Consider the following 7,487-nt stretch of genomic DNA (forward strand, 5'->3'; position numbering starts at 1 on the left):
AGGAGAAGCTGCAGGAACGTCTCGCCAAGCTGGCGGGCGGCGTTGCCGTCATCCGCGTCGGCGGTGCGACCGAGATCGAAGTCAAGGAAAAGAAGGACCGCGTCGATGACGCCCTCAACGCGACCCGCGCGGCCGTCGAAGAAGGCATCGTTCCCGGCGGCGGCGTCGCACTTCTTCGTGCTTCGCTGAGCATCAAGGCTGTCGGCGCCAACTCCGACCAGACCGCGGGCATCAGCATCGTGCGTCGCGCGCTGCAGGCTCCGGCTCGCCAGATCGCGTCCAACGCCGGTGCGGAAGCATCGATCGTTGCCGGCAAGATCCTCGAGAACAAGGGCCCGACCTTCGGCTTCAACGCCCAGACCGGCGAATATGGCGACATGATCGCCATGGGTATCGTCGATCCGGTCAAGGTCGTGCGCACGGCTCTCCAGGATGCGGCCTCGGTCGCCGGCCTGCTGGTCACCACCGAAGCCATGATCGCCGAGGCTCCGAAGAAGGAGTCGGCCGGCGGCGGCATGCCTGGCGGCATGGGCGGCGGCGGCATGGGCGGCATGGGCGGAATGGATTTCTAAGGAAATCCATCAGCACGCCCATGAACCGATAATGCTCAAGCCCGCAAGCGGGCTTGAGTGGCGGCATGGATTTCTAAGGAAATCCATCAGCACGCCCATGAACTGATAATGCTCAAACCCGCAAGCGGGCTTGAGTGGCGTCATGGATTTCTGAGGAAATCCATCAGCACGCCCATGAACTGATAATGCTCAAGCCCGCAAGCGGGCTTGAGTGGCGTCATGGATTTCTGAGGAAATCCATCAGCACGCCCATGAACTGATAATGCTCAAGCCCGCAAGCGGGCTTGAGTGGCGGCATGGATTTCTAATCCAGCCCATCAGCCTTCAGATACGGAAAGGGCGGCAGCGATGCCGCCCTTTTTATTTGTTACGCACCTCAATCGCCGTGCCAGCCGCGATCGGCGGGCGAGACCTCCTGTACCGCTGTACGCTTTGGCAATAGTTACGGCATGGATCGCAGGGCTGGAGCCATCTCTTGTTCGGCCTTCGGCGCTTTCGGCAGGGCTCCGCGCCGGCTTCGATGCGATCAAGGCCATAAAATATCAGCCCGCGGTTACCGCGACCTCTTTGGCAGGCAAGGCACCTTCTATCAGCGCGGCGACCTCATCGGCCACCGCCAGCACCGGGGCGCGGTCGCGGGTGGCGCGCGCGATCACCATCAGCCCTTCCAGCGATGATTCGACAAGCAGCGCCAGAGCGCGGGCGCGGCGCTCGGGCACCCCTGCCTTGACGAAGGCCGCCTGCAGCAAGCCTATCCATTGCTCGAAAGCCGACCGGCACAGTTCGGCCAGCTCCGGCACGTCGGTCGGCGAGTCCAGCACCACGGGCGCGATCGGGCAGCCAAGGGTGAACTGGTTGTCCTCCAGCATGCGCGCGACCGACTGATAGATATGGTGGACGGCCACCGCCGGATCTTTTTCGGCAGCCAGCTCTTCGCCAAGCCTTTGAGTCACCTTGTCAACGCTGTCGCGCGTCACTTCGATGACCAGTTGGTCCTTGCCGCCCGGAAAATGAAAATAGAGCGATCCTCGTGGCGCACCGGAGGCGCTCAAAATGTCGTTGAGCGAAGTACCGTGATAGCCGCGCTGCCTCAGCAGCAGCGCCGTCGCCTCCATCATGCGGGTGCGGGTTTCGTTGGCCATGTCAACCTCTGTCAGGAGTCAGCATTATAGACCTTGCACTAGATATGACAATCGGTTTACATAATATGTAGATCAGTCTATATATCTTGACGGCATTCGTGTAAGAGGAGAACGATAGAATGAGCATCCGTGAAGCAGAGGCCCAATGGCAGGGGTCGTTAAAAGAAGGTTCGGGCCGCCTGCGGCTTGGCAGCGGCGTCTTCGAAGGCGCCTATTCCTTCCCGTCGCGCTTCGAAAACGGTCCCGGAACGAATCCGGAGGAACTGATTGCGGCGGCGCATGCCAGCTGCTTTTCAATGGCGCTGAGCGCAATAGCAGGCAGCGGCGGCCATGTCCCCGTACGGATCCACACCGTCGCCAAGGTGCATCTCGGCATCAGCACGGCCGGACCGACGATCACCCGCATCGAGCTTGAAACGGAAGCCGAAGTCCCGGGCCTGGCGCCCGAGGAATTCCAGCGGCTTGCCCAATCCGCGAAGACGACATGCCTGGTCTCCCGAGCTTTGGCCGGCGTGGCGGATATCAGGCTCAAGGCCGACCTCGTCACGGCCGCCGCTGCGGAAAAATGAAATCAGGAGGTGCCAAGATGGAACAGAATAGCATCATGCTCGTCCATCCAGACGACCAATCCAGACGGACGGCCGAGATCATGCGGCGCTTCAACGACGTATTCCAAAATCATGATCCGTCGGCACTCCCGGGCCTGGTGGCCGAGGACTGCGTCATCGAAAATACCATGCCGGCGCCAAATGGCGCCCGCCATGCCGGGCGGGAGGCGTGCGTCGGCCTATGGTCGGCGATCGCCAGCGAACCCAGCACCCGCTTCGACCTTGAAGAGACGTTCGTCGCCGGTGAACGGGCGACAATCCGCTGGCGTTACTGGCGTGCCGACGGCAACTCCATCCGCGGCGTCAATCTGATGCGCGTAGCGGACGGGCAGATCGTCGAGGCGATGGGGTACGTCAAGGGATAGCCAACGGGTGCTACCGCTCGGTCAGCGCCAGTTTTGCGCCGAGCGCGACGAAGGCGCCGGCGAAGGTGCGGCGCATCCAGGTCAGCACCATCGGCCGCGACACGACATGGCTGCGGATCGAGGCGGCGAAGATGCCGTAGCCGACGAAGACGACAAAGGTCAAAAGCATGAAGACGGTGCTGAGTTCCAGCATCTTCGACAGCGCACGCGGTTCGGTGGTGCTGACGAATTGCGGCAGGAAGGCGAAGAAGAAGATCGACAGCTTCGGGTTGAGGATGTTGATGAGAATGCCCGAGGTGATCACCTTGCCGGCCGAGCGCGGCGCGACATCGTGCCCGACGCTCAAGCTGCCGCTCTCTTTCAGCGTGTTCCACGCCATGTAGAGCAGGTAAGCGACGCCCAGATATTTCAGCGTCTCGAAGGCGAGTGCGCTGGTGTGCAGCAGCGCCGCCAGACCGGTGATGGCGGCCGCCATATGCGGAATGATGCCGAGCGTGCAGCCGAAAGCAGCGATGATGCTGGCGCGCGCGCCGCGCGAAAGCCCGGCGCTCAGGGTATAGAGAACGCCAGTGCCGGGCGAAGCCACGACAATCAGCGAGGTCAACAAGAATTCGATGCTCACGGATGATCCTCCTGTGCCCTGCCCGTCGGCAAGGTAGCCAGCGAACCGCGCGGGCACAAGCCAGCCCGGGGGCCAGGCAGTGTCTCATTTCAAGCATTGCCCCTGAAGCGACATTCGCATTGAGGTCAACAGCCAGTCTGGTGGACCGGCCGCCGCATCGGCGCATAGTCGTCGACTTACGCGATCTTGCCTTTGGGGAACAGTCGTGTGAGGGGGGCACGCCATGGAAGTCGCTGATGGCGCACGTGTCGACGTTCACGTCCCGTATACTCTCGTCCATTCCGATCGTGAGATCAGGCGTCTCAGCCATCAGGCGGGCATCATTAACCCGATCACGCGAAGAATCTTGCTGTCTGCGGGTATAAGACCCGGGATGCGCGTGCTCCACGTCGGCTGTGGCGCGGGCGACGTTACATTCCTGGTTTCCGAGATGGTTGGCAGCGAAGGTCAGGTCATCGGCGCAGATCGGGCTCCGGCGGCTCTTGCGGCGGCGGAGGGGCGCGCGGCGGCGCATCCGATCCAGAAAGTCAGCTTCCATGAAGGCGATCCCGCGGCACTCTCGTTCGACCGACCGTTCGACGCCGTGATCGGCCGTTATGTTCTGATCTTTCAAGCCGATGCTGTGGCCATGCTGCGTGGCGTCGCTCGTCACCTCCGGCCTGGTGGGACCGTCGTCTTCCATGAGCCGGATTGGAACGGCTGTCGATCCAGCCGCCAGCGCCGACCTACAACGACTGCTGTCGATGGATCGTCGAGACGTTCCGGCGCAGCGGTATCGAGACCAATATGGGTATCAAGCTCGATGCGGCTTCCGCGCGGCAGGATTGACCGCGCTCTCAATGCACTTGGAAGCGGTTGTTGGGGAACCAGGAGCGGTTTCGACTGGTCACACCAGACCGCTGAACTCATTGTCACGATGCTGCCGGAAATACAGAGCCGGGGAGTTGCGACGGCCGCTGAGGTCGATATTGAAACTTTGGGACAGCGCATGCAGCTCGAAATCGAGGCGGGTAGCGTGATCGTGAGCCGCTCGGAAGTGGGCGCCTGGTCGCGTGCCCCGACCTAAGTGACAAGACTGGAGCGACAGGGTAGCCCGTCCCAATCCTACTCCTGGGTTCTGGGCGGCTGCCTCGCAGGAAAGACCAAGGCGAATATCCCGCTCTTGGCAACGTGCTTGTTCTGGCAGATGAACCCACGGCTACTTCCCACTCATTCCGGGCGCGCTTTCTGATGGCTTCCTCAGGCGAACCATGCACTGCTTGCCCTGGTATCACCACGATCGGCCTGACCTTCGAACGACCCTTCACCGCGAAAGAGACCAGTCTGGAACGCTTCTTGACGACCATGCCGTATAAGCTAGATCTTGTCCTTGCGCCGTGACCACCTCCTCCTGAAGCAGGATAACCGTCATGTGTCACAAATCCTTTGGATCGCAGGAGCTGACAAAAAGCGAGGTCGTGGCGCATGCCGTGTCCTGCGCCGCAGCCGTTTTCTCTGCACGCACGGCTTTCATGATCCTTCGCTCAGGCAGAGAAATGCTTGCGGCAGCCCTCGTGCTCGGACTTTGCGCAACTGCGGCCGCTGACGACGTGCTTTTCGAAAACGTCCGCATCTTCGACGGAAAAGGCGCTGCACTTTCGGCCCCATCGAATGTGCTGGTCGAGGGCAATGTGATCGCGCGGATCTCGGCAAGTCCCATCGCGGCCGAAGGCGCGCGGCGCATTGCCGGCAACGGGCGAACGCTAATGCCGGGGCTGATCGATGCGCATTGGCACGCAATGCTGATTGCGTCCACGCCGGCAGAGGCGATGGGCGACGTCGGCTTCGCCAATCTTGCGGCCGGCGACGAGGCCACGGATACGCTGATGCGCGGCTTCACCACCGTTCGCGACGTGGGCGGGCCGGCGTTCGGCCTCAAGCGCGCGATAGATCAAGGCATCATAGCGGGACCGCGCATCTATCCGTCCGGAGCCATGATCACCGTGACCAGCGGGCATGGAGATTTCCGCCAGCTCAGCGACTTGCCTCGGACGATCGGCGGCTTGTTCACTCCCATGGAGAGGAACGGCGGCAGCATAGTTGTGGACAGCCCCGACGAGGTTCGTTTGCGTGCCCGCGAGCAGTTCATGCAGGGGGCCGCGCTGCTCAAGTTGACAGCGGGCGGCGGAGTGTCGTCGCCCCACAGCCCGCTCGACGTCACCACCTTCACCGAGCCCGAACTGCGGGCCGCCGTTGAAATTGCCGAGAATTGGGGCACCTACGTCGCCGCGCACGCCTTCACCTCGGATGCGATCCGGAAGGCTATCGCGGCTGGTGTCAAGTGCATCGAACACGGCTTCCTCATGGACGAGGCAACCGCCAAGCTGATCGCCGAAAAGGACATCTGGCTGAGCTTGCAGCCGCTTCCCGAATTGATGAGGACAGGCCTCCAAGAGGGTTCGGTCGAGCGAGCCAAGGCCGATGAGGTGTGGCCGGGCATCGGCAGGACCTACGAACTCGCGAAGAAATACAAGATCAAGACGGCATGGGGCACCGATGTCCTGTTCTCCCGCGCGTTGGCGAAGCAGCAGGGGGCAATTCTGGCGTCGCTCGCGCGTTGGTACACGCCTGCCGAAGCGCTCGTCATGGCGACTGGGACCAACGCCGAGCTCCTCGCGCTGTCGGGCCGTCGCAACCCCTATCCGGGGAAACTCGGCGTGATCGAAGAAGGCGCGCTCGCGGACCTCCTGCTCGTCGAAGGCAATCCGCTGGAGAACCTCGACGTGGTGGCCGATCCAGCCAACAACTTCAAAATCATCATGAAAGATGGCCTGATATACAAAAACACTATCTGACGCCCGTTATCACAGCGTCGGCAGGCCATGGCTGCGACGCGCCATCAGGCAATCGTCGCCACCGGGCATGCAGGCGCGGCAGACGTCCGGTCGGACCTCGTAGATGCCGCAGGCGGTCGACTTGCCGACCTCGCCGGCAAGCGCCGAGCAACGCACGCCGTCACAGCGCATGCCCGCTTCGTCGGCGGCCACATAGTCTTGCGGGATCCGGTCGAGCTGCGCGTCGTCCTCGGTCGAGAAGCGCGGCCATTCGGATGAATAGGAACAGCAGGCGCCGCAGCTCTGGCAGTCGAAGAGAGGGGCGGCGCGCTCCTCGAGAGGCGAAAAATCTCCGGCGCTCGCCAAGGCAAGCAGCCCTGACGCAACCGGATTCAGATCGGCGTTTCGCGGCAAAGACGCTATTTCTTCTTCCTGGTCTTGCGCGCCGCCGCTTCCGCCGGCGACTTGAACAGATCGGTCGCGGCCTCGGCGGTAACGTCGGCTTTCGGCGCGGCGGCCGGCTTGGCCAGCTTTGCGTGGCACCGGATGCTGCCGGCTGATCCCTGGCGGAAAATTTTATGGCCATATCAATCCTCGTCGGAGAAACGCGATAATGGCGCATTCGAGTTGCGAAGGCGGCCGATCAGCGCCGAGACCGCCGTGATGTTCATTTCCTCGGGCGACCAGTTCCTGGTCTCCTCGATGTGCCGGGGCGCCAGCTCGCGATGCGTGCTGCCACTATAGGCGGCATCCTGATGGGTGACGCGCTCGTGGGTCTTGGCATTTTCGCGGACATACTCGATCAGATAGTTCGGGCATTCGGAGCGGCCACGCACGCCGAGCCTGACCTGGGCATCGCCATGGGCGCGCTTGCAGCGCTCCAGCTTCTCGAGCACCCGGCGGACATATTCGACCGGCTTGTCGAGCTCTCCCACGATATCGGCGATGGTCGAATCGGCGGCGATCGCCTTTTGCGGGACGCGCTTGGTGGCCATCAGCGTTTGCCCACGCGCTTCGGCGAGGCTGCGAGCGCGGCGGTCGCAGCCATCTCGTCGGCTGCCTTTTCCAGGCGCAGTTCGCGCAGCCGCGCGGTCTTGGCTTCCCGGGCCTCGCTGACAGCATCCTGTTCGGAAATGATGCGGTTGAGCGACATGGACTGGGTCTGGGCCTTGCTGAAGATGGATTCGGCCTGGTCGCGGGGTTTCTTTGAAGTGGCGGTCAAGGTCTTTCTCCCGGTTCGGAGCATGATGCCGCAAAATGGCGAGACCGGTCTTTCGACCAGGACCACGCACCAAGCAACGGCAGTCGGATTCAAATTGCTGAGCATCCTTAACACGTTCAAGCGAACGCGCGGTGCTCTTTTCC

Annotated in this window: 10 protein-coding genes; 5 read left to right on the plus strand and 5 right to left on the minus strand. The window is 62.4% G+C overall.

Features of this window, described 5'->3' with window-relative positions; genetic code table 11:
• A partial coding sequence (locus tag EOA85_RS22110; protein ID WP_281033769.1) for a TCP-1/cpn60 chaperonin family protein occupies positions 1-572 on the plus strand: 572 nt, incomplete at its 5' end.
• Between the two features lie 542 nt (positions 573-1,114).
• Here EOA85_RS22110 and EOA85_RS22115 read toward each other — a convergent pair.
• Positions 1,115-1,714: a TetR/AcrR family transcriptional regulator gene (locus EOA85_RS22115; protein ID WP_127211170.1), complete on the minus strand. Its 600-nt coding sequence runs from the start codon at positions 1,712-1,714 to the stop codon at positions 1,115-1,117.
• 119 nt (positions 1,715-1,833) lie between these two features.
• On the opposite strand from EOA85_RS22115, the gene EOA85_RS22120 reads away from it, so the two are divergent.
• Positions 1,834-2,283 carry an OsmC family protein gene (locus EOA85_RS22120; protein ID WP_127211171.1) on the plus strand — a complete coding sequence of 150 codons (450 nt, stop codon included), beginning with the start codon at positions 1,834-1,836 and terminating at the stop codon, positions 2,281-2,283.
• A 17-nt stretch (positions 2,284-2,300) separates the two neighbouring features.
• Positions 2,301-2,687, plus strand: a complete 387-nt coding sequence (locus tag EOA85_RS22125) for a nuclear transport factor 2 family protein (RefSeq protein ID WP_127211172.1) — start codon at positions 2,301-2,303, stop codon at positions 2,685-2,687.
• A 10-nt stretch (positions 2,688-2,697) separates the two neighbouring features.
• Here EOA85_RS22125 and EOA85_RS22130 read toward each other — a convergent pair whose 3' ends face one another.
• The gene (locus EOA85_RS22130) at positions 2,698-3,309 is read right to left on the minus strand and encodes a LysE family translocator (protein ID WP_127211173.1); all 612 of its coding nucleotides are present in this window, start codon (positions 3,307-3,309) and stop codon (positions 2,698-2,700) included.
• A 223-nt stretch (positions 3,310-3,532) separates the two neighbouring features.
• Between EOA85_RS22130 and EOA85_RS22135 the strand changes: the two genes are divergently transcribed.
• Together EOA85_RS22135 and EOA85_RS22140 are read left to right on the plus strand one after the other, a co-directional pair.
• Complete coding sequence (locus EOA85_RS22135; RefSeq protein WP_127211174.1) at positions 3,533-4,375, plus strand: methyltransferase domain-containing protein; 843 nt, start codon at positions 3,533-3,535, stop codon at positions 4,373-4,375.
• Between the two features lie 469 nt (positions 4,376-4,844).
• Positions 4,845-6,143: an amidohydrolase family protein gene (locus EOA85_RS22140; protein ID WP_127211175.1), complete on the plus strand. Its 1,299-nt coding sequence runs from the start codon at positions 4,845-4,847 to the stop codon at positions 6,141-6,143.
• Between the two features lie 9 nt (positions 6,144-6,152).
• Here the strand turns inward: EOA85_RS22140 and EOA85_RS22145 are convergent, their stop codons facing one another.
• The 3 genes from EOA85_RS22145 to EOA85_RS22155 form a co-directional block, all read right to left on the minus strand.
• On the minus strand, positions 6,153-6,488 hold the full coding sequence (locus tag EOA85_RS22145) for a YkgJ family cysteine cluster protein (RefSeq protein WP_245485945.1): 336 nt from the start codon (positions 6,486-6,488) through the stop codon (positions 6,153-6,155).
• Positions 6,489-6,709: 221 nt separating this feature from the next.
• The gene (locus tag EOA85_RS22150) at positions 6,710-7,117 is read right to left on the minus strand and encodes a hypothetical protein (protein WP_127211177.1); all 408 of its coding nucleotides are present in this window, start codon (positions 7,115-7,117) and stop codon (positions 6,710-6,712) included.
• A complete protein-coding gene (locus EOA85_RS22155) occupies positions 7,117-7,368 on the minus strand; it encodes a hypothetical protein (RefSeq protein ID WP_245485947.1) in 252 nt (83 codons plus the stop codon). Before EOA85_RS22155 ends, EOA85_RS22150 begins: the two co-directional genes overlap by 1 nt.
• Between the last annotated feature and the right edge of the window lie 119 nt (positions 7,369-7,487).

This window comes from Mesorhizobium sp. M5C.F.Ca.IN.020.29.1.1, from assembly GCF_003997375.1.
In the GTDB taxonomy this organism is placed as follows: Bacteria; Pseudomonadota; Alphaproteobacteria; order Rhizobiales; family Rhizobiaceae; genus Mesorhizobium; species Mesorhizobium wenxiniae.

What these genes read in the sequence shown, in the direction of transcription:
- EOA85_RS22115 (WP_127211170.1), bottom strand. Translation starts at nt 1,714, where the DNA reads ATGGCCAACGAAACCCGCACCCGCATGATGGAGGCGACGGCGCTGCTG.
- EOA85_RS22120 (WP_127211171.1), top strand. Translation starts at nt 1,834, where the DNA reads ATGAGCATCCGTGAAGCAGAGGCCCAATGGCAGGGGTCGTTAAAAGAA.
- EOA85_RS22140 (WP_127211175.1), top strand. Translation starts at nt 4,845, where the DNA reads ATGCTTGCGGCAGCCCTCGTGCTCGGACTTTGCGCAACTGCGGCCGCT.
- EOA85_RS22135 (WP_127211174.1), top strand. Translation starts at nt 3,533, where the DNA reads ATGGAAGTCGCTGATGGCGCACGTGTCGACGTTCACGTCCCGTATACT.
- EOA85_RS22150 (WP_127211177.1), bottom strand. Translation starts at nt 7,117, where the DNA reads ATGGCCACCAAGCGCGTCCCGCAAAAGGCGATCGCCGCCGATTCGACC.
- EOA85_RS22155 (WP_245485947.1), bottom strand. Translation starts at nt 7,368, where the DNA reads ATGCTCCGAACCGGGAGAAAGACCTTGACCGCCACTTCAAAGAAACCC.
- EOA85_RS22125 (WP_127211172.1), top strand. Translation starts at nt 2,301, where the DNA reads ATGGAACAGAATAGCATCATGCTCGTCCATCCAGACGACCAATCCAGA.